We start from the raw sequence: 24,182 nt of genomic DNA, 5'->3' as shown, positions 1-24,182 counted from the left end.
AGCCGGTGGAAACGTCCTCATGGACATTCGGAATGGCTGCTTGCGCTCACCCGGGGACATCCTTGCGGCCGCCCCGGTCAGCGTGCGATGTTAAGCCATGGATCTGCCATCTCCCCTTGCCTGGCTGGTTGATGAGGCCGGTGCCTCGCCCAGTCCCGAATGGTTTCTGGCCGAACTCGGGCGCCGGCTGCTGGCCGATGGCCTGCCGCTTTTGGGCGGCGCGCTGACGCTTTCGGTGCCGCATCCGATCATCGCGCGGCGCACCTGGCTGTGGCGGGCGGAGACTGGCGCTGTTATTGAGGCTTTGGCCTTTGCCGCCGCTCCGCGGAGCGAGGCCGGGCGCGAGTGGCTGGCCGGGCTCGGGCCGGTATGGGAAGACAGGATCGGGCCTTCACAGGACAATCGGTCGGACAGCCCGCTGCTCGGCTGGGCGAGGGTTGCCAGCGGGGAAGGGGCAGGTGCATTCGGCGCAGCCGAGGCCGGCCTGCTGCGCGAGGTCGCGCGTTTTGCTGCAGCGCCGCTCGCCGCTTTGGCGGCGCGCGAGGCGCGGGCAGCGCTGCTTGAAGCCTATCTCGGCCGCCGTAGCGCCGCGCGGGTGCAGGCCGGCGCGCTTGCCCGCGGCACCGGCGAGACCATCCGCGCGGCCCTTCTCTGTGCCGATCTGCGCGACTTCACCGCCCTCTCCGAGGTGACCGAACCTCACGTGATGATATCAGCACTGGACGCCTGGTTTGACCGCGTCGCTGGCGCCGTGCATGCCTTCGGCGGTGAGGTGTTGAAATTCATCGGCGACGGCGTGCTGGCGATCTTTCCGGTCACGGCTACGTCAGGCGAGGGCGACGCAGCCCGAGGGGATCGCGAGGCTTGCGAGGCCGCACTTCGGGCGGTCGCCGCCAGCCGTGCCGGCATGGCCCATCTCGATCAACTGCGCCAGGCGCAGGGACTGGCACCGCTGCCCTTCGGCGCAGCACTTCATTTCGGCGAAATCCTGTGGGGCAATATCGGCGCGGCCGACCGGTTGGATTTTACCGCCATCGGCCCCGCCGTCAATCTGGTCAGCCGGCTGGAAGGGCTCTGCAAGCCGCTCGGCCGAAGCGTGCTGATCTCGGGCGCGGTGGCAGCGAATACGGCGACGGCGCTGACGCCGCTCGGAGAGCACACATTGCGCGGCATCGCCGACCCTTGCGCTGTCTTTGCCCTGCCGACGGATTGAGCTGCGGGCAGGGATGAAGTTTTGCAAAGAAAAATTTGCAAAGATATGTTTGCAATAGTAGGCTTGCGGCATGAAAACACCGCGCCCGCAGCCTGCTCAATCCGTCACCGCACCCCGCACCATCAGCCGCGTGGTGCCCGATCCGACCGCGCTGAAGGCGCTGGCGCATCCAGTCCGGTTGCGCATGCTCGGCATGCTCAGGGTCGATGGACCCGCTACGGCGACGCAGCTGGCGGTGCGGCTCGGGTTGAACAGCGGCGCTACCAGCTATCACCTGCGCCAGCTTGCCCAATACGGCTTTATCGAGGAAGCACCGCATCCCTCGCGGCGCGATCGCTGGTGGCGCGCAAGCCACGAACTTACCTCGGTGCCGGCGAGCGAGGCTGAGGGCGAAGCGTTGGATCTCGATCTTGCCTTCAACCAGGCGGCACTCTCGCTGCAGGTCGGTCAGATGCAGCAGGCGCTGGAGGAATATACCGAGCTGCCGGCGGAATGGCGCAAGGCGAGCACGGCCAGCGACATCATCATCCCGATGACGGCGGAACAGGCCGAAGCCCTGACCAAGCGGCTGACCGATATCATTCTCGAAGCGATGCGGGTAGCTCCGCCTTTGGGGGAGCTGGCACCCCCGGATATGGTTCCCTTCTCGATCATGCTGCACGCCTTTCCCTACCCGGGCCGGCTCCCGCACTGCGATGGGGATGGTGGGCCATGAGAAGAGGTGGACCTTTCCTGGCGCTTGCCGCAGCCGAGACGCTTTCGCTTTCCGGCACGCGGCTGTCGACCATCGCCATTCCCTGGCTGGTGCTGAGCACGACGGGCAGCCCGGTTCTGACCGGGCTGACGGCTATGATGGAAATGCTGCCCTATGTCGCCGCCAAGGCGCTCAGTGGGCCGCTGATCGACCGCGTCGGCCCGAAGCGCATCGCCGTCGTCTGCGATACCGCCTCGGTGGCTGTGGTGGGGCTGGTGCCGCTGCTCGATCTCTTTGGCCTGCTTAATATGCCGCTGCTACTGCCTGTTGTCTTTGCCATGGGCGTGCTGCGCGGCCCTTCCGATGCCGCCAAACAGGCGATGGTGCCTGATATCGCCACGCTGGCGGCCATGCCGCTCGAACGGGTCACCGGCGTCGTCGGTGCTATCGAGCGGCTGGCCTCGACGGCGGGGGCAGCCGGCGCCGGCGCGCTGATCGGCCTGATCGGCCCGGGCCAGGCGCTCGTCGTTAATGCCGTCACCTTCGCCGCCGCTGCGCTGATTGTGGGAGTAGGCATTCCTGGGCTGCGGCGCGTCCCCGAGCCACGCGGCATGCCCGAACCGCGCGGCGCGCCTGAGGCTCGGCCGGGCGGGATGTCCTCCTATTTCAGCGATCTCCGGGAAGGCTGGCGCTTTCTGCGCGGCGACGCGGTGCTCGTCAGCATCGTCACCATGGTGGCGACCACCAACCTGCTGGACCAGGCTTATCACGCCGTACTGCTGCCCGTCTGGACGCAGAGCTCAGGCCATGGCCCGGAATTGTTGGGGGCGATGTTTTCGGCCTTCACCGGCGCCTCGATCGCGGGTGCCGCGATTGCCGCTGCGATCGGCGAGCGGATGCCGCGCCTGATGGTCTATACCGTGGCGTTCCTGCTGACCGGGTTTCCGCGTTTTCTCGTTGTTGCGCTGGATGCGCCGCTCGCCCTCATCTTCATCACCCTGGCAATCGCAGGATTTGCCTCGGGCTTCCTCAATCCGATCCTGTCTGCGGTGATCTTCGAGCGCATCCCCAAGCCGTTGACCGGCCGCGTCACCGCGATGAACGCCGCCCTCTGCTTTGTCCTCATCCCCTTCGGCGGCCTCGTCGGCGGCGCGTTGATCAGTACGATCGGCCTTGCCGCGGCGCTCTCGCTCACCGGGCTCGCCTATCTCGCCGCAACGCTCTTTCCCCTGGCGCTGAAAAGCTTCCGCGGCTTCGACAAGGCGGTCGCCGATGCCGGCGCATGAAAGCGTGCGTCTACTGTTTTAGCGTCGCGGCCCCGTGCTTTGCCCCCGGCGCCCAAGCTCTTCAACTATCAGATCGACGAAGCGTCGGACACGTGGTTCCAGCAGGCGCTTGTCGAGATAGAGCGTGACGATCTTTGCGTCGTCGGTTTCGAGGTCGGTCAGGATCTGCCGGAGGCGGCCGGTGACGAGATCGTCGGCGACGAGAAAATCGGGAAGCAACGCGATGCCCAGCCCCGCCAGGGCGGCGTCGCGGATTGCCTCTGCGCTGTCGAGCCTCAGGCGGCTGCGCCCTTGCGCTTTGACCCAGGGACCGCCTTCACCGCGAAAGCGCCAGCCCTGCCTTTGATTGCGGCCGGCGAAGATCAGGCAGTCGTGGGCTGCGAGATCGTCGATGTCGCCCGGCTCACCGCGCTCGGCGAGATAGGACGGCGAGGCGCAGAGCCGCGCCTTATAGGTGGCGATCACGTGCGAGACGAGGCGGATGTCCGACGCCGTCGCCGTCGCGCCGATCCGGATCGCCAGATCGAAGCCTTCCTCGACGATGTCGGCCAAACGATCGGTGAAGCTCACTTCGACCTGGACGTCGGGCCAGGCCCGTAGATATTTTTCAAGCAGGGGCAGCACGACGAGCCGCCCGAAGGCATCGGGAACGGTGAACCTGAGAACACCTCGCGGAGTGCTGCTCTGCCCTGCCACGCTCGCTTCCGCTTCGTCGACCGATGCGAGGATCTGCAGCCCGCGCTCGTAAAACATCCGGCCTTCATCGGTCAGGCTCAGTGTCCTTGTGGTGCGGTTGAGCAGACGCGCACCGAGCCGGTCTTCCAGGCGGATGACGGCCTTTCCTGCCGCGGAACGGGACAGGCCCATGGCCTGGCCGCCGGCGATAAAGCTTCCGGCATCGACGACGGCCATGAAGATCATGATATCGTTCAGGTTCGTACGCGGCATGAGGCAACTCGAGCGGTTCGGCTACATCAATAAGTCGGTCAGTCATGGGATCGATTCAAGGTTCGCACCATCAACGGCTACCGCGGCAGTAAGGTCCCGACGCTCCGCTTCTGTGTCGACGTCTCTTCGCCAATCAACCTTTTATGGCAGCCATAGCACCGGATCGCCGGTCAAAGATGGGCACTGGAAGCCGGGCTACAGCATATCGCCGAGGCTCCAGTGGTTGTTCCACCGGACGTCGATCTCGTCGTCGACATTCTGATATCTTATGTCGGTGGAGAGGCGCAGCCGCCGGCTGCGGTCCTGGTTGATGGTCGAAGCGTGGATCATGTAGGGCGAGTGGAGCACCACGTCGCCGGCCTCATAATCGGCGGCGAGCCAGCGGGTGTCGAAACGCTCTGCCATGTCGGGGAGATCCTTCGAGACCCAGCCGCCTTCGCTCATGTGGCTGTTATAGGCACTGATCTGCTCTTCCGGAGAAAGATCGCCGCTTGCCGCCCTGAATTCGGCCTCCATCTTGGTGCCCAGAGCATGCGAGCCTTCGAGATAGACCAAGCCGCCCATCTCGGCGGGGGTGTCGCCGATCGGTATCCAGGCCGTCACCAGGCGGCTGGTGCCGCCTCGGAGATAGACGAGATCGTAGTGGGCGGGCGTGGCTGTCAGCGATCCCGGCTGGACGAAGCGCATGATCTTGCGCTTGTGCAGATAGGAGATGCCCTGCAGGAAATCGTCCATGAAGCGGGCGAGCAGTGGTTGCGCACAGAAGCCTTCATAGGCGGCGGAGCGGACGAGCGACATCAGGCGCCGATCCGCCAGGCTTCTGTCGAAGCCACCGGCAGACGCGATCCCGAGAGAAAAATCGCTGCCCGGCTCGACCAGTCCGGTTTCGGCAAGGCGTTCGAAGACCCAGTGGCGGAAATCGATGACATCGGCCCGCGGCAGAAGGCCTTTCAGCCAGACATAGCCATCGTGCTGGTAGCGGCGGCGGATGGCGTCGACGCCGATGGCGGGATCGGTCGACATGAGCCAGCCCGTCCGCTCCGCAGGCAAGGTTTTGCCATGGGCGGCAAGGGGAAATTCCGGCCTGCAGATCTGCTCGGCCTCCGCGGCAATTGACATTTCACTCCTCCTTCGCTTGAGTTGGCTTGCCATCAATTACCTGATCCGGCGCGCCAACCGACATAGAGGAAATTCATAGCTGGACTTTTCGCTCACCATGAGAGACCCAGAGGCCATCTATAGGACGCCGCTAGCCGCTGCCGGCGGACTTGCTGTTACCGGCAGCGGCAGGCAGCCGGCCCGCCGTGCGGTGACGGACCGGAAACTGCCGAGTTTCGCCGTCGTGCTGGTAGAGCGCGGGCAGGGCTGGCTGGACACCGCGGCCAGCGGCCGCCTGAGCCTCACCGGGCCGATCCTCTTCTGGCTGTTTCCGAACCGCGTGCATTCCTATGGCCCCGATGAAGGCGGCTGGGACGAGCGCTGGGCGCTTTTCGAAGGATCGTTCACGCGAGACTTCGTCCGGTTGAGGCTCATGACCGAGCGACAGCCCGTCGTGGCCTTGCATCACGTAGATGAGATGGCGCGGCTATTCGGCACCCTGCATGCCGACCTGCTCGACGATACCAACCTCGGGCAGGCATCGGCGGCCTTGATGCTGCATCGCATCGTCATATCAGCCGCAAGACAGGCAAGCGGCGCGGCCGATCACCGCCGAGACAGGCCCGACATGGCCGAAATCGTCGAGACGCTGCGGCAACGCGCAATGCAACCGCTGGACCTTACAGCCTTCGCCGCTGAGCACGGGATGTCGCCGGCGACGCTGCGCAGGCGGTTCACGCTCAAAACCGGGCTGCCGCCCAAGGCATTCCAGCTTCGTGCGCGCATGGATCACGCCAAACAGCTCTTGGCAACCACCGAGGAGAAGATCGAAACCATCGCCGCCATGGTCGGCCTGGATGACCCGTTTTATTTTTCGCGTGTCTTTCACGAACGCGAGGGCTGCAGCCCCCGCGAATTCCGCGCCAGGTACACCAGGGTTTGAGAGCTCGGCAGCAGTGGCCGTATCCCGTTTTCACGAAGTCGTGTATGATGACGGGGCGTTGGAGACGATCTTTCACGGCGTCGGCAAAATCTTCGCCGCGCAGGTCCGATACCGGGTGGAAGGTTTCGCTGTCCGATGCGTGAGCGTCCGGCTTCGCTCGTTGGCGGAGGCCGGGCCGGGAGGGGAAAATGACGTCCAGCGCATCGAATGTCGATCTCGCGCCGTCGAGACCGTCCATCATCCATGCAGCGGTTCAATTGGGAGTCGTCGCGCTTCTGGTCTATGTCTGCGCCAGGATCATGTCGCCGTTCCTCGGCATTCTGCTTTGGTCAGTGATCCTGGCGGTCATGCTTCATCCGTTACATCTGCGCCTGTCCGATCGGATCGGCAATCGCTGGTCGGCATCGCTCATAGGGATCGTCGGCGTTGCCGTCGTGCTGGTGCCGATGTTCGTCGTGATCACGTCGCTTGGGTCATCCATTTACTGGCTTGTGTCCGGTTTGCAGAACCAAAGCCTGACAATTCCGCCGCCTCCAACGTGGCTTGCCGACCTGCCGGTGGTCGGAGCGAAGATCTCGGACGGCTGGTCGCTCGCTGCAGCCAACCTGCCCTCGGCATTGCGTCAATACGGCGAGATGCTGAGCAAGCCTGCTGCGTGGCTCGCATCCTTCGCCGGCGGCCTGGCCTCTGGCGGCCTGTCCTTCGTTCTTTCCATCGCGATCGCCGCCGTGCTTGTCGCTTACGCCAAGGGTGCTGCGGCTTTTGCCCTCAGTCTGCTGGAACTCGTCACCAACAGCAGGGCGCGGGGTGCCCGGCTTGTCCACCTGACCGCCACAACGATCCGGGGAGTTGCGGTCGGCGTGGTCGGTGTGGCGGCAATCCAGTCGATGCTCGTTGGCATTGGCTTCTTCGCCATCGGGGTTCCGGCGGCCGGTGCCCTGACGCTCGTCACGTTTCTATTGGCAGTCGTGCAGATACCGCCGCTGCTGCTGACGCTGCCTGTCATGGCCTATGTCTTTGTCACGGAAGCGACAACACCAGCAATCATCTTCGCCATATGGTCTTTCATCGCCGGGCTGAGCGACAATTTTCTCAAACCATTGATGCTCGGCCGCGGATCTGATGTGCCGATGCCGGTCATCCTGGTCGGTGTCATCGGAGGGATGATAGCTGACGGCCTTCTCGGTATATTTGTCGGCCCCGTGCTGCTGGCCGTCGGCTTCGTTTTGCTGATGGAATGGCTGCATCAGCGCCCGGTCGAGGACGGCCCCCAGATCGAAGGTCCGGCCCCATGATCAAAGTCATTGGTCTCGGCCTGCTTGCGATGGCGATCTGCCTCGCACTCCAGGCGCTGGCTTCGGTGCTGGCTGCGCGTTATTTTGCTCACGCGCGCACGCAACCCGTAGGCCGAAAGCCCTGGCGGACGATCTTCGTGCAATTCTCGGTCCTGATGATCGTGCTCATGCTGGGCAATATCTTCCAGGTCGCTTTTTGGGCAGTGTTATATCGCGTGCTCGGTGCCTTCGAAGACTTCGAAACGGCAATGTATTTTTCGGGCGTCACTTTCACGTCGCTCGGTTATGGCGATGTCGTGCTGGATGGCCGTATCCGGCTGCTAGCGCCGCTGCAGGCAGCCAATGGGCTGATGATGTTCGGGATCACGACGGCGCTTTTCTTCTCGGCCATCCAGCAGGCCATGGGGAAATTGGCTGCGGCAAATCAAACCGCGCATGAGCCATAGTGTGCCGCAGCCTGGTCGACGAAGATCGCCTGCCGGGAAGGGGCCTCAGCGCCAACCCATCGCAGGCGCGACGTGGGTGAGGATCGCTTCAATGACATGGGCGTTGTAGTCGACGCCAAGCTGGTTGGGGACGGTCAGCAGCAGGGTGTCGGCTTCGGCGATGGCTTGGTCTTCGGCGAGCTGCTTGATCAGGGAGTCGGGCTCGGCGGCGTAGCTGCGACCGAAGATCGCCCGGGTCTTCTCGTCGATGAAGCCGATCTTGTCCTCACCGTCATTGCCATAGCCGAAATAGGCGCGGTCGCGGTCGTCGACCAGCGCAAAGATGCTGCGGCTGACCGAGACGCGCGGCTGGCGCGTGTGGCCGGCTTCTTTCCAGGCCTCGCGGTATGCGCGGATCTGGTCGGCCTGCTGGACGTGGAAGGGCTCGCCCGTCTCATCGTCCTTCAGCGTCGAGCTCTGCAGGTTCATGCCGAGCTTGGCCGCCCAGACGGCGGTGGCATTCGAGCTTGCGCCCCACCAGATCCGCTCACGCAGGCCCTCGGAATGCGGCTCGAGGCGCAGGAGACCGGGCGGGTTCGGAAACATCGGCCGCGGGTTCGGTTTGGCAAAACCCTCGCCGCGCAGCACTTCGAGGAAGACTTCGGCGTGGTGGCGGGCCATGTCGGCCTCGCTCTGGCCTTCGGGCGGGGCATAACCGAAATGGCGCCAGCCATCGATCACCTGTTCGGGCGAACCACGGCTGATGCCGAGCTGCAGGCGGCCGCCGGCGATGAGGTCAGCCGCGCCGGCATCTTCAGCCATATAGAGCGGGTTCTCGTAGCGCATGTCGATGACCGCGGTGCCGATCTCGATCCTGTTGGTTCTAGCGCCGACGGCTGATAGCAGCGGGAAGGGTGCGGCCAACTGGCGGGCAAAATGATGAACGCGAAAATACGCTCCGTCGGCGCCGAGCTCCTCGGCCGCGACGGCAAGGTCGATCGACTGCAGCAGCGCGTCGCCGGCCGAGCGCGTCTGCGATTGGGACGAGGGCGTCCAGTGCCCGAATGAGAGGAAACCGATCTTCTTCATGCCGATGCCGCACCTTGATCTGTTGTATCTGGGGTCGATCGGTCATGGCACAGTTTCGGCCCGGAAGACAATCGGAACCGGATGGCCGAACCGATGAAAACCCATTGACATAAACTTGTGTTACAGCGTCTGCTTAGGCCGCGAGAGCATGGAGTTTTGATGGATCAGCGCAGGGGCTCCTCCTTTTCGGAAACCGACGTTGTCGCAAATTACCGGTATCGCCCGCCTTACCCCGCTGCCGTATTTCGAAAGCTTCTGGCAATTGCGCCACGGTCGGAGCATCTCCTGGATATCGGTTGCGGACCTGGAAAAATCTCGTGCGCTCTGGCGGGTGCGTTTACAAGTGTTACGGCAGTTGACCCCTCTGAGCATATGATCGCTCTCGGCAGATCGCTGCCGGGCGGTAACGCGGGGAATATCCGGTGGATAGAAAGTTTCGCCGAGGATTTCCCGGCCAACGGTGGACCTTTCGATCTGACGGTCGCTGCGGCAAGCATCCACTGGATGGATCATAGCAGGCTGTTTCCGCATCTTCTGGCAAACGCCGCGCCAGGCCATGTCATGGCCGTCATTTCCGGAGACGACCCGTTCGAACCTCCATGGCAATCGGATTGGCATTCTTTCCTGGGGAAGTGGGTTCCGGAGGTGACAGGCCAGCCTTTCGATCACGATAAAAGGTCCGAGGGCATGCGAAGCTATCAGAGCTATCTCAACCTCCATGGCAGCGAACACTTCGTATCAGAGCGTCCCTTCGAGCAGAACGTCGAAGACTTCGTATCCTGCCAGCATTCGCGGGATACATTTGCGCCTTCAAAACTGGGCGACCGCATCGCAAGGTTTGATGCGGAACTCTCGGAGCTGTTGCGCTCCTATTCGAATGATGATCGGTTGAGCTTTGTCGTGTGCACCAGGATTGTCTGGGGCGAAATCAAGCCGATCTGAGAAGAGTGGACATTTGGGGTGGGTGGCAGACAGAGGCGTTGCGGCATACTCGCCTTACCTCTCTCGCCATAGTCGAGGAGAGGGAAACCAAGGCGCCGCCGCGTATCTCTTCTCCCCTCGGGGAGAAGGTGCCGGCAGGCGGATGAGCATCTGTGTTTGGTGTCAAGGTGGATTTGGTGTCCAGATGCGGTTTTTAGTGATGAGGGTATTTGCGAGCACGATGAGCTTTCGCATGACGGCGACGAGGACGACCTTGTTGGGTTTCCCGGCCTTCTTCAGTCTTTCGGCGAAGTGCGCGAGGTCGGGGTTGTGACGGGAGGCGGACAGGGCAGCCATGTAGATGGCGTTCCTGGGTGCGGGGCGTCCGCCCCTGATGGCGCGATGTCCGGCCCGCTCGCCACTTTCGCAGGCGAGCGGCGCAAGGCCAGCCAGCATGGCCGCCTGCTTGCCGGAGCAGGCGCCAAGTTCGCAAAGGCCAGCGATCAGGCTTGCGGCGGTGACGGCTCCGATGCCGGGAATGGAGATGAGGATGTCGAGGCGGCGGCGCATCTCGGGCTCGGCGCCGATGCTGCGCTCGATCTCGGCATCCAGTCTTGCGATATGGGTATCGAGCGCGGCAAGCCGGCGCGTCAGTTCCTTGCGCAGGAAGGCGGTCACGGCCGTCTTCATCCGGTTGGACAGGGCGGTGCGTTCGCCGTTGGCCGCAGATCGCGCATTGACCAGTTCCTGCAGGGCTTCCAGCGCTTGGTCCTGCGGTGGGGTCTGTGCGGGCTTGAGGGCTTCTCCCATGATGGCCAAAAGCCGCGCATCGAGCCGATCGGTCTTGGCGAGAAAGCCGCAAGCTTTGGCAAACAGCCGGGCGCGCAACGGATCGACGACCGACACGTAAAAGCCATCGGCATGCAGAGAACGCTGAACGGCGCGATGCCACTTGCCGGTCGCTTCCATGACGATGTGCAGCGCCGAGCGCGGCATCTGGTCAAGCGCATCGAGCTCCCGCTTGAGGCGGCGCAGACCGGCCGTGTCATTGGTCACCCGAAAACTGCGGCCGAGAGGATGCAAATGAATGTCCAGCCACTCTTTACAGACATCGATACCGACATAAACTGTCGCCATCGCGGTGCGTTCGGACGATACCTTGCCTTGCATACGGGACCTGCTCCCCACTATCTGTTCAGGACAAACGCGAAGGACGGGCGGACCAGGCTCATCCCCGGTTCAAGCCAAGGGGGTTACGGTCCCGCCCGTCCGACCCCTGGGGGATGGCCATCCCCCAGGGGTCGCACCCATCATCAAACAATGAATGCAGTTTGAACATGCAAGGGGGTGAGCGACGACAGGAGCGAATGCGCTGAGCATGAGCGAAGGGGCAATGAATGGTGTGCCGTGTAACCCCCTCATCCGACCTTCGGGCCACCTTCTCCCCGGCGGGGAGAAGAGGGAACAAGCGGCGATCTCAGCCATTCCATAAATCACGCGCTGCCCACATCCTCCATCTGCTGGCGCACGCCGTTGAAGACCTGCGCCGGCACGCGCAGCCCGGCATCGTCCTCATAGAGCGCCCGCAACTCCCCGAAGCGTTCGTCCGCTGCCATCGTCAGGGCAGCGAGGCGATCGAAGCGGGCGAGACCATCCGCAGACATCTCTTCTTCGGGTTCCGGCATCGATCCCCAATTGTCCCAGGGAAGCATCTCCATGTTATTGAGGGCGGCGAAGTCGCGGACGAGGTTCATGGCGATGAACCAGAAGCCGGACTCGTCGAAGATGCCGAATTTTCCGGGGTCGGCGGTGCCGGCGCGGCAGCGCTGCCAGGCTTCGCCAGCGCTCAGGAATTTGCCCGAAGGCTGGTCGAGAGGATCGAAATCGAGTTTCAAGGCAGCACGCTGGAGATCGTCGATCTGGAAGTCCGCAGACACCCAGCGCTCTCCGTCCCAATATTCCACGATCCAGTGATCGATGCCCTTGCCGGCCTCGAAATACATTCCGAAGCCGCAGCGGGCGCGTGCCGGCAGGCTCTGGGCCTTGAGTGCTGCGCAGGCAAGCACGGTGAAATTGCGGCATGTGCCGATGCTGCGCTTGTCAGGCGGGCGCGTGATGTCGAGGGGCGCAGGATCGATCGCCATGATCGTATCGAGTATCTCGCCCGCCGGCCGCGTGTGCGATTGCGCCCTTCGTTCCGGGGTCAGCACCTGATCGTAGTGTTGCGCCCAGGCATCATGCAGCAGCGTGCCGCGTACGGCGGCGGCAACGGCGCCGACGCCCTGGAGCGCGGCAAGGGTAGGCGCATGCAGCCCGGCCGAGGTCATCCGGCCGGGTCGCGTGTAGAACTCGATAGGGCTCTCATGTCCGCTCATCCCGGGCAGTATGATAAAACCGGCGTCGCAGGGCAAGATCCCGCGGGCCATGCGTGAGGCCCGCGAGCGGCGTGGCTGGATTCCTGTGACGAGCACAGGACGGAGGAGAGGCGAGCGGCCGTCAGGAATTTGCCAAGCGATTCGCGATCAGCTCCGACTGCATCCAATGCGTTTCACTCTGAACGTGGTTGTCCCGCACATACTTGCCCATCCGAACTGGCATTTCGGCTTCCAGGAACGCATCAGCGATCCGAACGACAAACCCCTCCTGCTTGGTCCTATCCAACGAGGCCGCAGTATCCTCGAACAGGCCGGTTTTGTATGGCCCCCGATACAGAGTCGACACCGGAACGGTGCTCAGTTCTTCGAACCGAGCCAGAGTCAGATCCCAGGATTGAACTTCGCCTTCGATAATCCATGCAAAGCCGAGGAAGTATGACGGCAGATCATCATAACCGATCGAGTGCCGGGCATAGAGGTTCTCGCCCACGATGCGTTCGCCGTCTGCCAGTTGCGGGCTGATCCCGGCGGCAAAGGCTTTAAGCCAATCGCGCGACGAATGGTAACGGCTGTCGGGACTGCGGGCATGAGACCTACCCCGATGAATGGTCGTGTTCTCACCATCCATTTTCTCGGTGATGACAAGATCGGCGATCATCAGCCCGTCAAGCGTCGTCATGACCTTGTCGTCGCTTGTCGCTCCGGGCGAAATCGGCAGGTGATAGGTTCGTCCGTATTTTTTCATGGGATGAAGGCATAGCCGTTGACGATCGCACAATGCAAGGTCGCCTTCGGGCGACAAGCTGCCCTTGATGGTACGTAACGCCTGGCTTTTATTGATGCGACAATCGTCCGTGGATCGGCATCTTGACTGTCACGGTGATTGCCGACGGGTGCCCTGTCTAGTTGTCATCCTACGATCCATTGCGGTTTCTTCGAGCGGTCTCTGCAGCCCCCGAATCGCGCCTGAGGAAATCGACGAAGGCGCGTAGGCTCGGCGGTGTGTAGCGTTGTGAGGGATAACAGAGGAACCAGCCAGGGAAGGTGCCGCACCACTCCTCAAGCAGCGGCACGAGCTTGCCGTCCTCGATCAGCGGACGCACGAGGTCTTCGGCCCAGAAGGCAATGCCGACGCCCTGGACGGCGGCGGCAAGGGCCATCTCGCGGTGCGAGACGATCAGCGGGCCGTTGACCGCGACGGAGAACCACGTGTTGTCTTTGAGGAATTCCCACTTGTAGAGACCTGTACCGCCCGGCCGGCGCCAGTTGATGCAATGGTGCCGGAGCAGGTCGCCCGGCACATTCGGGCGGCCGTGTCGGGCGATGTACTCCGGCGAAGCGACGGCCAGCTGGCGCTGCTCGCCGCCGAGCTGGACGGCGATCATATCGGCCTCGAGAAACTCACCCAGCCGCGCGCCGACATCATAACCGGCTTCGACGATGTCGGTGACTGCATCGTCGATCGTCACGTCAAGGACGATATCGGGATAGGCGGCGTGGAAGCGGCCGAGGGTCGGCTCGAGGAAGGTTGCGGCGGCGACACTCGGCAGATGCACCCGGAGCGTTCCCGCCGGCGTGTCGCGTGCGTCGACGACATTGCGGACCGCCGCCTCCATCTCGATCATGGCCGGCCTGAAGCGTGCATGCAGCCGCTCGCCGGCGTCGGTGAGCGATACGCTGCGCGTCGTGCGGTTCAATAGGCGAAGCCCCAGGCGGGCTTCCAGCGCGCGGATCGTCTGGCTGAGCGTCGATGCCGACATTCCGAGCTCGGCTGCGGCACGCGCGAAATTGCCGTGCGCGACGATGGTCACGAACGCTTTGAGCTCCGCATAGTCGCTGCCGCGCATTATGCCTCCAAATCAACGTAGTCTGTTCGATTTATATAGCATTGTCGCCATGATCATCGCAGCCCAAATTGCCGATAATTTCGCCAACCCTGAACCAAAAGACGGGAGATCCGGTATGCAGACAGACAAAAAGCTCAGTGGCAGGGTCGCCCTCATTGCCGGCGCTTCGTCTGGCATAGGTGCGGCGGCCGCTCTGGCGCTGGTGGAGGAAGGGGCAAGCGTGGCGATCGCCGCCCGCCGCATGCTGCGCCTCGAGGCGTTGGCGGAGCGCATCCGCGAGCGCGGCGCTGAGGTCCTACCGATCGAGGCCGACGTGTCCGACGAGGCACAGGCTGCGGCGATGGTGCAGCGGGCGATCGGCGATTTCGGCAGGCTCGACATGCTGCTCTGCGTCGCCGGCGTCGGCGTTGCCGCGCCGTTCCGGAACACGACCACCGCCGAGTATCGGGAGATGGTCGAGGTCAACTTCCTCGGGCTGCTCTACCCGATCCATGCGGCGTTGCCGGCGATGCAGCGGCAGGGGACCGGCCATATCGTCATCGTCTCCTCCGGCACCGGCCGGTACATTCATCCCTCGACGGTCTATTCCGGCACCAAGCATGCGGCGAGCGCTATGGCGGAATCGCTGCGGCGCGAGATTGGCCGGGATGGCATTCGCGTCACCTGCATCGAGCCTGGCGCCGTCAGGACCGAGTTTACCTCCCACATGCGCGCCAGTGTCCGCGAAGCGGTGGAACGACGGCTTGGCGACATGGAGCAACTAGAGGCCGCGGACATCGCCACGGCCATTCTCTATGCGGTGACGCAGCCGCGCAGGGTCAATGTCAATATCCTGACGCTCTACCCCACTGAGCAGGCGTGAGTGTTGTGGCGATTGCCTCAAGCGGAAGGAGAGCCAACCGCCATAAATACCGGAGATTGAGTCGGTTTTCCCGATGGCGGCGGGCTTTCGTTTGTTATGATGCGGTGGACGGCGTGGGGCGTGAGCCTCGGCATAATGCCCTGGCGCGTCTTCTCGTCTTGGCCGCGCGCCGTCGCACTGCAGCCGAGAGGGTCGAAGCATGCGCTACACGTTCGCCATAGGTGATATCCATGGCTGTATCGATCCGCTGAACAGGATGATCGATCGGATCGCGGCCTATGCGCCTCGAGGGACCGTCGTCTTCGTTGGCGACTATGTCGATCGCGGGCCTGACAGCAAAAGCGTCCTCGACCGGATCATCGCCGGTCCATCGGACCCGTGGCGATGGATCTGCCTGAAAGGCAATCATGAGGACCTGATGGTCGCTGCCTATGCCGATAGCTATAGCAGAGACGTGTGGATCGGCAGCGGCATCGGCGGACTTGAAACCGAAATGTCCTATGGCGGCAGAGTTCTGCCCCAGCATCTGCAATGGGCGGCCGATCGTCCCCTCATGCATGTCGATCGATATCGCATCTTCGTCCATGCGGGCGTCGATCCAGCATTTCCGCTGGAGCAGCAGAGCGAGCACGATCTTCTCTGGTTACGGTTCCCTCCCGGTGAGTCCAGCGACTATTGGGGCAAGCACCTGGTCCACGGCCATACACCGTCGCTGTCCAACCCGGTGACGACAGGAAACCGCACCAACATCGACAGCGGCTGCGTCTTCGGCGGCAAGCTTTCCTGCGCGGTCTTCGATGACGAGATTGCCGGCGGGCCGATCGACTTTATCGAGGTGAGGGCATGAACTTGATCGCTTTGGTAAGGGGTAAAGCCGGACGCGGCTGAGCGGGAGTGCGGCTTGCTCCCTCTTCTCCCGGCCGGGGAGAAGAGATACCGGCGGCGTCGCGGAGCGTTATCGGGGGCTCAAGCCCCGCCAGCCGGCGGCGAGCCGCAGCCAGGGCGCCATGTGGAAGCCGCTCATCAGCAGGTACATGGGCACCATTCCGCCGATCGGGAAGGCATCCGGCGCCGTCATGCAGATCATGTCGGCGCTGCCGGTCGTGGCCGTCAGCAGTGCCATGATCGCGAATGTCGGAGCGGCGGCGAGCGACAGCCAATCGGCAACGGCGAGGGTAGCGGGTTTGCAATTCGGCTTGGCGGCTGATCCGTCTGCGGCGGCGGAGAGCGAGAGCCATTCGGCGGTGTTGAGGGCGGCGTTGCCGCCGCCCCTTTTCGAAGTGTGGATGGGAAGCAGCATCGCAGTCACTCCTTGCCATATCGGTCGTGGTGGCGCCACCAGACGCCTTGCTCGTTGCGGCCCTTGGGGGCGCGGTCGAGCCATTGGTACATGCCCCAGAGGCCGTCCAGGCCGCGGGCATAGCTGGAATAGCTATGGTAGACGGCGCCGTCGGCAAGCTCGAAGGCGCTGACTCCGGGCCGGTCGCGGGTGTAGGTCGCGACATCGGTTTCGGTCATGGCGGCGATCTGGGCGACCGGTCCCTCGGTGCCGCGCAGTTGCCATTCCTGCACGGTCCTGCCGGCCAATGGTTCGGAGGCGGACTGTTCGGGAGCGGGCGGCTCGCGGCGATAGTTATATTCTATCCCGCCCTGGCGCTGCTGCTCGGGGGTGAACCAGACGCTGAAATCGCTGTTGAAGTCGCTGCCGGAGGAGGAGGCCCAGGGAAAGCTCCAGTCCATGCGCTGCCGGAATGCCAGAAGCTTTGCCAGCGGCGCGCGCGAGATCGCGGTGAAGGCGACGTCGTGGTTTTCGAGATGGACGAAGAAGCCGTTGAAGCCGTCGGCGATCGAGGAGCAGGAGGGGCATCCGGCGGTATAATCCGGCCCGAACATGAAGTGATAGACGAGGAGCTGCGAACAGCCGCCGAAGAGATCCTTCAGCGAAACGTTGCCGGCCTCGGTGTCGAAGCGGTATTCCTTGTCAATCCTCACGCAGGGCAATTGCTGGCGCTTCATCGCCAGCGCGTCGCTCTGCCGCGTCAGCGCCTTCTCCTCTTCGAGCAGGTCGAGCCGCGCTTCCAGCCACTGCTGCCGCGTTCCGAGTTGTATCGTCATGGGTCTTCTCCTTTGCCTGTTTCTCGTCGTACCATCCGGCGCGGGGTTGCTTGCCGGTCGACGACAAAGCTACGGCCGGGCAGGGCAAGGGTGGGAGTGACAAGTGTGACGGGATTTGAATGGACTCGCTGATCACGGCGGCGGCGCGGGCGCTGGCAGTGGGAGATGCGCTCGGCGCGCTGAAGCGGGTGGCGCTGCGCGACGATGCGCCGGCGCTGGCGCTGCGCGGCATTGCGATGGCGCAGCTCGGCGATCTCGTCCGCGCCAAGGCGCTGCTGAAGAGTGCGGCCCGCGCCTTCGGCCCGCGAGAGGCGGTGGCGCGAGCCCGCTGCGTGGTCGCCGAGGCCGAGATCGCGCTGGTCTCGCGCGATCTCACCTGGCCGCCCAAAGCGCTGGAGGCGGCGCGCAAGGTGCTCGCAGCGCATGGCGACAGGATCAACGCAGCCCATGCCAGGAATGTCGAGCTTCGCCGGCTGGTGCTGATTGGTCGGCTTGACGAGGCCGAGAGGGCGCTCGAAACGCTCGACCCGACGCCGCTACCGCCGGCGGCAAGGGCTGCCCACGAACTGGTGGTCGCGGGTATCGCGATCCGGCGCCTGCAGACGAAAGCGGCGCGTGCGGCTCTTGACCGGGCAAGGCAAGCGGCGCGCGAGGCCGGTATGCCCGTATTGACGGCGGAGGTGGAAAATGCCGCCGACGTACTCAACGCACCCGTGGCACGGCTGATCTCGCGCTGGCGGGAAAGCCCGCTGCGGCTTGAGGAGGTGGAAGAGTTGCTCGGTTCGGGCGCGCTCGTCGTCGATGCCTGCCGCCATGTCGTGCGCGACGACCAGCTTTCCGTGTCGCTGGCAACGCGGCCGGTGCTCTTCGCGCTCGCCCGCGCGCTCGCCGAAGCCTGGCCGGGGGATATTGCCAGGGGCACGCTGGTCGCACGCGCCTTCCGCGGTAAACATGCCGATGAATCACATCGCGCCCGGCTGCGCGTCGAGATCGGCCGGTTGCGCGCCGAGCTGCGGGCGCTCGCCGAGGTCTCGGCGACGAAACGCGGCTTTGCGCTTTCGCCGCGGCGCGCCGGCGAGACCGCCGTGCTGGCGCCGCTCGTTGAAGGCCAGCATGGGGCGGTGCTCGCCTTTCTCGCCGATGGCGAGGCGTGGTCGAGCTCGGCGCTGGCGATCGCGCTCGGCGCCAGCCCGCGCACCGTGCAGCGGGCGCTGGATTCGCTTGCCGGGGAGAGCAAGGTGCAATCCTTCGGGCGCGGGCGGGCACGGCGTTGGATGAGCCCGCCGCTGCCCGGTTTCCCGACGATCTTGTTACTCCCGGGACCTTTGCCAAGCGACTAGTATGGCCTGACAGATGAGGATGGCCCTGGTCAGACGGGGCAAACAGGACGGAAGAGATGAAAAAATCGGCTGCGACGATCATCCGTGAATATGGACCCTTTCCCGGCGCCGAGCGCGTCAACGGTGTCACCTTCGATGGTGAGCACGTCTGGTTCGCCTCGGGCGATAGGCTGAACGCGCTCGATCCCGCAAGCGGCGACGTGGTGCGCTCGATCGAGGTTGCGTCCCATGCCGGAACGGCTTTCGACGGCGAGTTCCTCTATCAGATCGCCGAGGATGTCATTCACAAGATCGATCCGAAGACCGGCCGTATCCTTTCCACCATCCCGGCGCCCGGCAATGGCGGCGATTCCGGCCTTGCCTGGGCCGAAGGCTCGCTTTGGGTCGGCCAGCACAGGGGCCGCAGGATCCATCAGATCGACCCGGAAACCGGCAAGATCCTCCGCACCATCGAATCCAACCGCGTCGTGACAGGCGTCACCTGGGTCGACGGCCAGCTCTGGCACGGCACCTGGGAGGGCGATGACAGCGACGTCAGGCGCATCGACCCCGAAACGGGGGAGGTGCTAGAGCGGCTTGATATGCCCGAGGGTACCGGCGTCTCCGGCCTCGAATCCGATGGCGCCGACTGCTTTTTTTGCGGTGGCGGCGCCAGCGGCAAGGTCCGCGCGATCACCCGGCCGGCGCAGGGCAAGGAGGGGAAGGGGAAGTAGCCGATGCGACGCCGAAGAGGCCGAGGCGGCATATCTCTCCCCAGTGACAGTCAGCTCGCCAGCAATCGGGGCGCCAGGTTGGAAGTCGACACCAAGGGGCAAGTTGTGGGAAATTCAACCGAGTGAGCGATTGATTTCGGTACGTGACGATCTACTTTCGCGGCAGTGTCGGTCGAGGCCTTTACGCAAAGCCGGTATGATCTTGGGGGAGAGACTTTGAAATATCTGCGCACGACGCTCGGGCCTAAGGGCAAATCCGAACTTGGGATGATCCTCCCGCATGAGCACGTTTTCGTCGACCTCAGGACGCCGGACCAGCCCGGTTATGCCGAGGCAGACATCGACGACGTCGTCCGTCTGATGGCCCCCGAGATCGAGCGGATCAAGAAGCTTGGGGTGACGGCACTGGTCGAATGCTCGACGGGCGGCGTTGGACGCCGTGCGGATATCGATCTTGCCGTGTCGCTCGCGACGGATTTTCCGATCGTCGTTCCCACCGGCAATTACCGTGAACCCTGGATTCCCGAATGGGTCCGCCAGGCTTCCGAGAAAGAGCTGGAGGCGTGGATGCTTCGTGAACTGACGGAGCAGATCGACGAGACCGGGTTCCAGGCAGGCTGGATCAAGCTCAGCGCCGGCGATGACGGCATGACGGCGCTCGAGACGAAAATCCTGCGGGCAGCCGCGCGCGCCGCGGCGCAGACAGACGCCGTCATCGGCAGTCATACGATCAGGGGACGGGTCGTCATGGACCAGCTCGATGTCATCGAGGCGGAGGGCTACAGGGCCGACAGGTTCATCTCGATCCATACGCAGGAAGAAAAGGACTTTGCCCTTAATGTCGCCGTCGCCGAGCGAGGCGCCTGGATCGAGTATGACCATGTCGGCCGGGGCGGAGACAACGAGGTAGCGGAACTGGTGATCAAGGCGCTGGAGGCGGGCTGCGGCGATCGCCTGTTGTTGAGCCATGACCGCGGCTGGTTCGATCCGGCGCTGCCGATGGGCGGGATACCCAAGCCGTATACGCATCTTTCCACGGTCTTGCTGCCCGAGTTGAAACGGCGGGGCATAGGCGACGGGACCCTGATGCGCCTGACCCACGACAATCCGTTCGAGGCTTTTGCCCGATAGGGGGAGTGGCCGGGCGAAAGAAGCCCGCATAATCATGTCGCGATACCTGGAATTGCTCAAAACCCGGTTCAGCCGATTGCCGACACCTCGGCTCCGCGGGAGCGGAGGTCGACGAGAATGCTGTGGGGACCGTTCAAAAGCCCGATCGGCAGGATGATGAAAGCGTTCGTGCCTGCCGGCAGGTTCACGATCCGCTCGATGAGGAGCGCGCGCAGTTTTTCCGCATCGATGAGATCGGTTGGCGTGATGATGCCCCTAGTAGTGATTTCCTCTCCGAGGCTTGCGATCTCTGCACTCTTTCGAGCCTTGTACAGTTCGTCGAAACGGGCGCCGATCGGTCCGATCCGGCGGCGCAGCTCGAGAAGATAGGTAATCGAGTCCGGGCCGACGGAATTGACCGTTTAGAGCGTCAATGGCTTCTGCATGGCCTGCATTTCGCCGTCGGCTACAAGCGTCTTCACATCGCGCCCGATCGATACACCGTACTTCGCAAGCGCCAGGCTGATGCTCGGCGCGTCGGGGCCGATGACATGCTGTCCTTCGCCGATCAGGAGGAGGCTCGCCTCGAAACCGGAAAGTTTTTCGATTGCTCCCTTTGCCGGGGATGTCGAGAGGATGGTCTTTAACTCGCCCTGATCGGATGGCGTCAAACCTGAGAAGACGGGCTTGATATCACTGTTCTTGAACCTGGCGGTCGACAGGGTGAGGCCGGGTTGACGTCGATCAGCACCGTCTTCGATTGATCGACCAGGCGTTTTCCCTCGGCCACGATGTCGGGAAAACTGTCGGCGCGGATGCGCACGTAGCCGAAAAGCACATGGTCGTTCGCGGCGGATTTGGCGCGCCAGAAGACGGCGTTCTCCTCGTCTGCCGCTTGCGGCATCCCCGGCAGGAAAAGCACGGCTGCAAGCGCTGCAAATTGCCGGCGGGTGATGTGCATGGCTGCCTCCTCGCTGAGCCCGATGCATGGCGGCGCATTCGCATCGGACTAATCTGGTGAAAGAGCATTTGTTCCAACTCCCGGTGGAAATGATGAACGTCCGGGGCACGGGAGTCAGCTGGACTCGTTCTAAAATTCTCGGCGATATCAGGACTATGCCGCGCCGCGCTCGTCGAACAAAAGCGCCATGCTGATCGCATCGATGAACCGACCATCGATGTGTGCAGCACGTCGGACGATGCCTTCGCGGGCAAATCCCATCTTTTCGTAGAGAGCGATAGCACGGGCGTTGTCTTCATAAACATCGAGTTCAACCCTGGCAAAACCGCTTTTCTGCGCCGCTCTCAATGTGGTCTCGATCAGCATCCGTCCGAGACCTTTGCCCCGATAGGCGGGAAGGATTCCCATTCCGAGCTTACCGCGATGGGCGTGCGACGGGAAAAAATGCCGGCTGATGTCGCACCAGCCGACGACCTTGTCTTGAGCGGTGGCAACGAATTGCGGATTGCCTTTCGCAATCATGCCCATCACGAACTCACGCGTTTGCGGCAGCGGAGTTGCTTCCAGCATGGACAGGTATTTTTTCTCCCGCGCGACCACGTCGAGCGCATGATGAAAGCTGTCGATGTGGGCGGCAGCGATCGGCTCGATCCTGATGCCTGGCATATCCGACGATGCTGCTGCATCCATGTGCTTCTCCTTCAACGATTGCGATGCCTATGGGAGACCTGCCACAGACCCTCACGGGAGCGCATAATTCATGGTCCGTCAACCTTTGCGTGTCAATTTCTCGGCATAAGGCGCCATCAAAAGGTTGCAGGTATTGAAGGTCGGGCTCACATCCCACATCACATTCGTCTTGGTGACGCTCACCTGCGCGGCGGCTGTGTTGTTGTGCGGGTTTGCGTGGCTTGCCGCGGTGAAGGTCGACGATCTCTCGTTGCGCCGGCAGGCCGACTTCGTCGGCCAAGGATTGGAAGAGCAGATCGCGGCACTTCCCCGGGAGCAGGAAAGCGTCACCAAATGGGACGATGCCTTCCTCTATGCAAAGCAGCGAAACCATGAATGGCTGCTCGATAATGTCGGTCGGTGGACGAGCCAGTATTTCGGGCACGACAGAACCTATATCTTTGACGATACCAATCGCCTGATGTTTGCGTTCCGCGACGGCGCGGATGCCGTGCCGCCGCGGCTCGGTGACGACGACGGCCAAGAAATGGCCACTCTTGCCGGAGAGATGCGCGCCGCTCTCGTCGAGCGGGCTGCAAATCCCGGCGCCGAACCGATTGGTCAACTGGCCACGGTTCGGACGATCATGATCGGCAACCGGCCGGCGATATCAAGCGCGCGTCCCATTCTGCCGAGCTCGGCCAGGATGCAGATCGAGGCGGGCCAGGAGTTCATCGCCATCTCGGTCAAGTTCATCGATGGAAAAGCTGCCGAAAGTATCGGCCATCATGCGCGGCTCGAAGGATTGTATTTCGCGCCTTCGAAAGGTGGGGATGAGCGGGCGCAAGTGCCTGTGTCGTCCCATGACGGCGGCACGATCGGCTATTTCGTATGGCCGCCTATCCGGCCCGGATACATGCTGCTGCAGCAGATCGCGCCGGCGGGGCTCGGCTGCCTGGCGCTGCTGATCACCGTCGTGTTCTGGCTTGGACGTGGTCTGCATCGCACCTCGCTGACCTTGCTGGACAGCCAGGCGCAGCTCACCCATCACCGCAACCATCTGGAAGAGATGGTGGCCGATCGAACGGCCGAGATCGAAAGGCAGAGAGAGGAACTGGACCGCTTGCTGGTGCACGAACGGCAGGTGAATGCGCTCCAGCGCCAGTTCGTCGCCATGGCCTCGCACGAGTTTCGCACGCCGCTCGCCATCATCGACGCCGCTGCCCAGCGGCTCTGCCGCTCGACGACCAACGTCAGCGGCGACTACGTTCACGAAAAAGCCGGCGTGATCCGCAGCGCGGTCGTGCGCATGGTCGATCTGATGGAGAGTATCCTCGCCAGCGGCCGGCTCGAAACCGGACAGATCACACTGAAGCGCAGCGAAGGCGATCTGAAGGCCCTGCTCGTCAGCTGCTGCGACAGGCAGCGTCACCTCAGCCGCTCGCATGTGTTCCATCTCGATCTCGCGCCCATACCGGATGTATTGACGTTCGACCGCAGCGCGATGGAGCAGGTCTTCACCAACCTGATTTCGAACGCCGTCAAATATTCGCCGAACGCGCCTGACATTCATGTTCGCGCCCGGGCCGACGAGAAGACGGTGGAGATCGCCATCTCCGACAGTGGCATCGGCATGGATGCGGAGGATCTGCCGAAGCTATTCCAGCCCTATTATCGCGCCCGCAGCGCGACGGGCATTGCCGGAACGGGCATCGGCCTCAACGTCGTCAAGCAGGTCGTCGAACTGCATGGCGGCACCGTCGAGGTGACGAGCGAGCTCGGCAAAGGCACAACATTCACCATTCTTCTGCCAATAGAGTTTCTATTGTCGGATCAACAAGTCGCAGCTTAAGGAAGAGCTCATGGTTACAGTCCTGTGCATAGAAGACGAAGTCGAGATCCGGAACCTCCTCGTCGAAGAATTGAGCGAAGCCGGCTACAAGACGCTCGAGGCATCGAACGGCGCCGAGGGACTGGAAATGATCCTGTCGAAGTGGCCCGATATCGTCATCAGCGACATTTCGATGCCTGTGATGGATGGGCACCAGCTTCTGGCGGAAATTCAGATCAACCACCCCGAGCTTTCCAACATCCCCTTCATCCTGCTGACGGCACTGACCGACCGGGAAAACACGCTAGCCGGCCTGCGCGGCGGAGCGGCGGACTATCTGACGAAGCCGCTCGACTTCGATCTGCTGCTCGCCAAGCTCGAAGGCTGCGTGACGCGCCTCGCCAACGACAAGGCGGTCCACCGGTCGTTTTGATGGTTGCGGGCGGG

At 63.2% G+C, this 24,182-nt stretch carries 26 protein-coding genes; 15 read left to right on the top strand and 11 right to left on the bottom strand.

Annotation, left to right across the window (positions count from 1 at the left end; all coding sequences use genetic code 11):
* Window positions 1-97 precede the first annotated feature (97 nt).
* The 3 genes from J3P73_RS16045 to J3P73_RS16035 all read left to right on the top strand — a co-directional run bounded on the left by J3P73_RS16045 (window position 98) and on the right by J3P73_RS16035 (window position 3,193).
* Complete coding sequence (locus J3P73_RS16045; protein ID WP_018074292.1) at window positions 98-1,213, top strand: adenylate/guanylate cyclase domain-containing protein; 1,116 nt, start codon at window positions 98-100, stop codon at window positions 1,211-1,213.
* Window positions 1,214-1,283: 70 nt separating this feature from the next.
* The gene (locus J3P73_RS16040) at window positions 1,284-1,928 is read left to right on the top strand and encodes an ArsR/SmtB family transcription factor (protein WP_130655851.1); all 645 of its coding nucleotides are present in this window, start codon (window positions 1,284-1,286) and stop codon (window positions 1,926-1,928) included.
* Complete coding sequence (locus J3P73_RS16035; RefSeq protein ID WP_130664812.1) at window positions 1,925-3,193, top strand: MFS transporter; 1,269 nt, start codon at window positions 1,925-1,927, stop codon at window positions 3,191-3,193. The genes J3P73_RS16040 and J3P73_RS16035 overlap by 4 nt, the downstream gene beginning before the upstream one ends.
* 18 nt (window positions 3,194-3,211) lie before the next feature.
* On the opposite strand, the gene J3P73_RS16030 is transcribed toward J3P73_RS16035, so the two are convergent.
* A complete protein-coding gene (locus J3P73_RS16030) occupies window positions 3,212-4,141 on the bottom strand; it encodes a LysR family transcriptional regulator (RefSeq protein WP_130692177.1) in 930 nt (309 codons plus the stop codon).
* Between the two features lie 195 nt (window positions 4,142-4,336).
* A complete protein-coding gene (locus J3P73_RS16025; protein ID WP_075224044.1) occupies window positions 4,337-5,260 on the bottom strand; it encodes a phytanoyl-CoA dioxygenase family protein in 924 nt (307 codons plus the stop codon).
* A 97-nt stretch (window positions 5,261-5,357) separates the two neighbouring features.
* Here J3P73_RS16025 and J3P73_RS16020 point away from each other — a divergent pair, with 97 nt between their 5' ends.
* From J3P73_RS16020 to J3P73_RS16010, 3 genes are all read left to right on the top strand, one after another.
* Complete coding sequence (locus J3P73_RS16020) at window positions 5,358-6,182, top strand: helix-turn-helix transcriptional regulator (RefSeq protein WP_130692176.1); 825 nt, start codon at window positions 5,358-5,360, stop codon at window positions 6,180-6,182.
* Between the two features lie 188 nt (window positions 6,183-6,370).
* Window positions 6,371-7,477, top strand: a complete 1,107-nt coding sequence (locus J3P73_RS16015; protein ID WP_024320880.1) for an AI-2E family transporter — start codon at window positions 6,371-6,373, stop codon at window positions 7,475-7,477.
* On the top strand, window positions 7,474-7,923 hold the full coding sequence (locus J3P73_RS16010) for a potassium channel family protein (RefSeq protein ID WP_018074299.1): 450 nt from the start codon (window positions 7,474-7,476) through the stop codon (window positions 7,921-7,923). The genes J3P73_RS16015 and J3P73_RS16010 overlap by 4 nt, the downstream gene beginning before the upstream one ends.
* Window positions 7,924-7,968: 45 nt before the next feature.
* Here J3P73_RS16010 and J3P73_RS16005 read toward each other — a convergent pair whose 3' ends face one another.
* Window positions 7,969-8,991: an LLM class flavin-dependent oxidoreductase gene (locus tag J3P73_RS16005; protein WP_018074300.1), complete on the bottom strand. Its 1,023-nt coding sequence runs from the start codon at window positions 8,989-8,991 to the stop codon at window positions 7,969-7,971.
* A 159-nt stretch (window positions 8,992-9,150) separates the two neighbouring features.
* On the opposite strand from J3P73_RS16005, the gene J3P73_RS16000 reads away from it, so the two are divergent.
* Window positions 9,151-9,933, top strand: coding sequence for a class I SAM-dependent methyltransferase (locus tag J3P73_RS16000; protein ID WP_075224042.1), 783 nt, complete (start codon window positions 9,151-9,153; stop codon window positions 9,931-9,933).
* 162 nt (window positions 9,934-10,095) lie between these two features.
* Here J3P73_RS16000 and J3P73_RS15995 read toward each other — a convergent pair whose 3' ends face one another.
* The 4 genes from J3P73_RS15995 to J3P73_RS15980 all read right to left on the bottom strand — a co-directional run bounded on the left by J3P73_RS15995 (window position 10,096) and on the right by J3P73_RS15980 (window position 14,134).
* On the bottom strand, window positions 10,096-11,082 hold the full coding sequence (locus J3P73_RS15995) for an IS110 family RNA-guided transposase (protein WP_027689168.1): 987 nt from the start codon (window positions 11,080-11,082) through the stop codon (window positions 10,096-10,098).
* Window positions 11,083-11,405: 323 nt separating this feature from the next.
* The gene (locus tag J3P73_RS15990) at window positions 11,406-12,287 is read right to left on the bottom strand and encodes a transglutaminase-like domain-containing protein (RefSeq protein WP_130697738.1); all 882 of its coding nucleotides are present in this window, start codon (window positions 12,285-12,287) and stop codon (window positions 11,406-11,408) included.
* A gap of 121 nt (window positions 12,288-12,408) precedes the next feature.
* Entirely contained in the window at window positions 12,409-12,966 is a 558-nt protein-coding gene (locus J3P73_RS15985) for an RNA ligase family protein (RefSeq protein WP_245002682.1), read from the bottom strand.
* A 235-nt stretch (window positions 12,967-13,201) separates the two neighbouring features.
* Window positions 13,202-14,134 (bottom strand): LysR family transcriptional regulator, encoded by a 933-nt coding sequence (locus J3P73_RS15980; RefSeq protein ID WP_018074303.1) that lies wholly within the window; start codon window positions 14,132-14,134, stop codon window positions 13,202-13,204.
* 115 nt (window positions 14,135-14,249) lie between these two features.
* On the opposite strand from J3P73_RS15980, the gene J3P73_RS15975 reads away from it, so the two are divergent.
* Window positions 14,250-14,996, top strand: coding sequence for an SDR family oxidoreductase (locus J3P73_RS15975; protein WP_130692168.1), 747 nt, complete (start codon window positions 14,250-14,252; stop codon window positions 14,994-14,996).
* Window positions 14,997-15,195: 199 nt separating this feature from the next.
* Window positions 15,196-15,843: a metallophosphoesterase family protein gene (locus J3P73_RS15970; protein WP_018074305.1), complete on the top strand. Its 648-nt coding sequence runs from the start codon at window positions 15,196-15,198 to the stop codon at window positions 15,841-15,843.
* 108 nt (window positions 15,844-15,951) lie between these two features.
* On the opposite strand, the gene J3P73_RS15965 is transcribed toward J3P73_RS15970, so the two are convergent.
* Both J3P73_RS15965 and J3P73_RS15960 read right to left on the bottom strand, forming a co-directional pair.
* The gene (locus J3P73_RS15965; protein ID WP_130692166.1) at window positions 15,952-16,296 is read right to left on the bottom strand and encodes a hypothetical protein; all 345 of its coding nucleotides are present in this window, start codon (window positions 16,294-16,296) and stop codon (window positions 15,952-15,954) included.
* Window positions 16,297-16,301: 5 nt separating this feature from the next.
* Window positions 16,302-17,111, bottom strand: a complete 810-nt coding sequence (locus tag J3P73_RS15960; protein ID WP_024320887.1) for a DUF899 domain-containing protein — start codon at window positions 17,109-17,111, stop codon at window positions 16,302-16,304.
* A 119-nt stretch (window positions 17,112-17,230) separates the two neighbouring features.
* On the opposite strand from J3P73_RS15960, the gene J3P73_RS15955 reads away from it, so the two are divergent.
* The 4 genes from J3P73_RS15955 to J3P73_RS37590 all read left to right on the top strand — a co-directional run bounded on the left by J3P73_RS15955 (window position 17,231) and on the right by J3P73_RS37590 (window position 20,921).
* On the top strand, window positions 17,231-18,451 hold the full coding sequence (locus J3P73_RS15955) for a hypothetical protein (RefSeq protein WP_024320888.1): 1,221 nt from the start codon (window positions 17,231-17,233) through the stop codon (window positions 18,449-18,451).
* Window positions 18,452-18,507: 56 nt separating this feature from the next.
* Window positions 18,508-19,164 (top strand): Vgb family protein, encoded by a 657-nt coding sequence (locus tag J3P73_RS15950; protein WP_024320889.1) that lies wholly within the window; start codon window positions 18,508-18,510, stop codon window positions 19,162-19,164.
* A gap of 216 nt (window positions 19,165-19,380) precedes the next feature.
* On the top strand, window positions 19,381-20,295 hold the full coding sequence (locus tag J3P73_RS15945; protein ID WP_130692164.1) for a phosphotriesterase family protein: 915 nt from the start codon (window positions 19,381-19,383) through the stop codon (window positions 20,293-20,295).
* A gap of 122 nt (window positions 20,296-20,417) precedes the next feature.
* Complete coding sequence (locus tag J3P73_RS37590; RefSeq protein ID WP_245002681.1) at window positions 20,418-20,921, top strand: hypothetical protein; 504 nt, start codon at window positions 20,418-20,420, stop codon at window positions 20,919-20,921.
* Between the two features lie 20 nt (window positions 20,922-20,941).
* Here the strand turns inward: J3P73_RS37590 and J3P73_RS37585 are convergent, their stop codons facing one another.
* Complete coding sequence (locus J3P73_RS37585) at window positions 20,942-21,235, bottom strand: hypothetical protein (protein WP_245002680.1); 294 nt, start codon at window positions 21,233-21,235, stop codon at window positions 20,942-20,944.
* 153 nt (window positions 21,236-21,388) lie between these two features.
* Complete coding sequence (locus tag J3P73_RS15935) at window positions 21,389-21,925, bottom strand: GNAT family N-acetyltransferase (protein ID WP_018074312.1); 537 nt, start codon at window positions 21,923-21,925, stop codon at window positions 21,389-21,391.
* 133 nt (window positions 21,926-22,058) lie between these two features.
* Here J3P73_RS15935 and J3P73_RS15930 point away from each other — a divergent pair, with 133 nt between their 5' ends.
* Together J3P73_RS15930 and J3P73_RS15925 are read left to right on the top strand one after the other, a co-directional pair.
* Window positions 22,059-23,756, top strand: a complete 1,698-nt coding sequence (locus J3P73_RS15930) for a sensor histidine kinase (protein WP_024320891.1) — start codon at window positions 22,059-22,061, stop codon at window positions 23,754-23,756.
* A gap of 10 nt (window positions 23,757-23,766) precedes the next feature.
* Window positions 23,767-24,168 carry a response regulator gene (locus tag J3P73_RS15925; protein ID WP_003560657.1) on the top strand — a complete coding sequence of 134 codons (402 nt, stop codon included), beginning with the start codon at window positions 23,767-23,769 and terminating at the stop codon, window positions 24,166-24,168.
* Window positions 24,169-24,182 lie beyond the last annotated feature (14 nt).

Origin of the sequence: Rhizobium ruizarguesonis (assembly GCF_017357285.1) — a bacterium.
Lineage (GTDB): Bacteria > Pseudomonadota > Alphaproteobacteria > Rhizobiales > Rhizobiaceae > Rhizobium > Rhizobium ruizarguesonis.
Note: the sequence above shows the minus strand (reverse complement) of the source record. Positions and strands in the feature narration are given on the sequence as shown.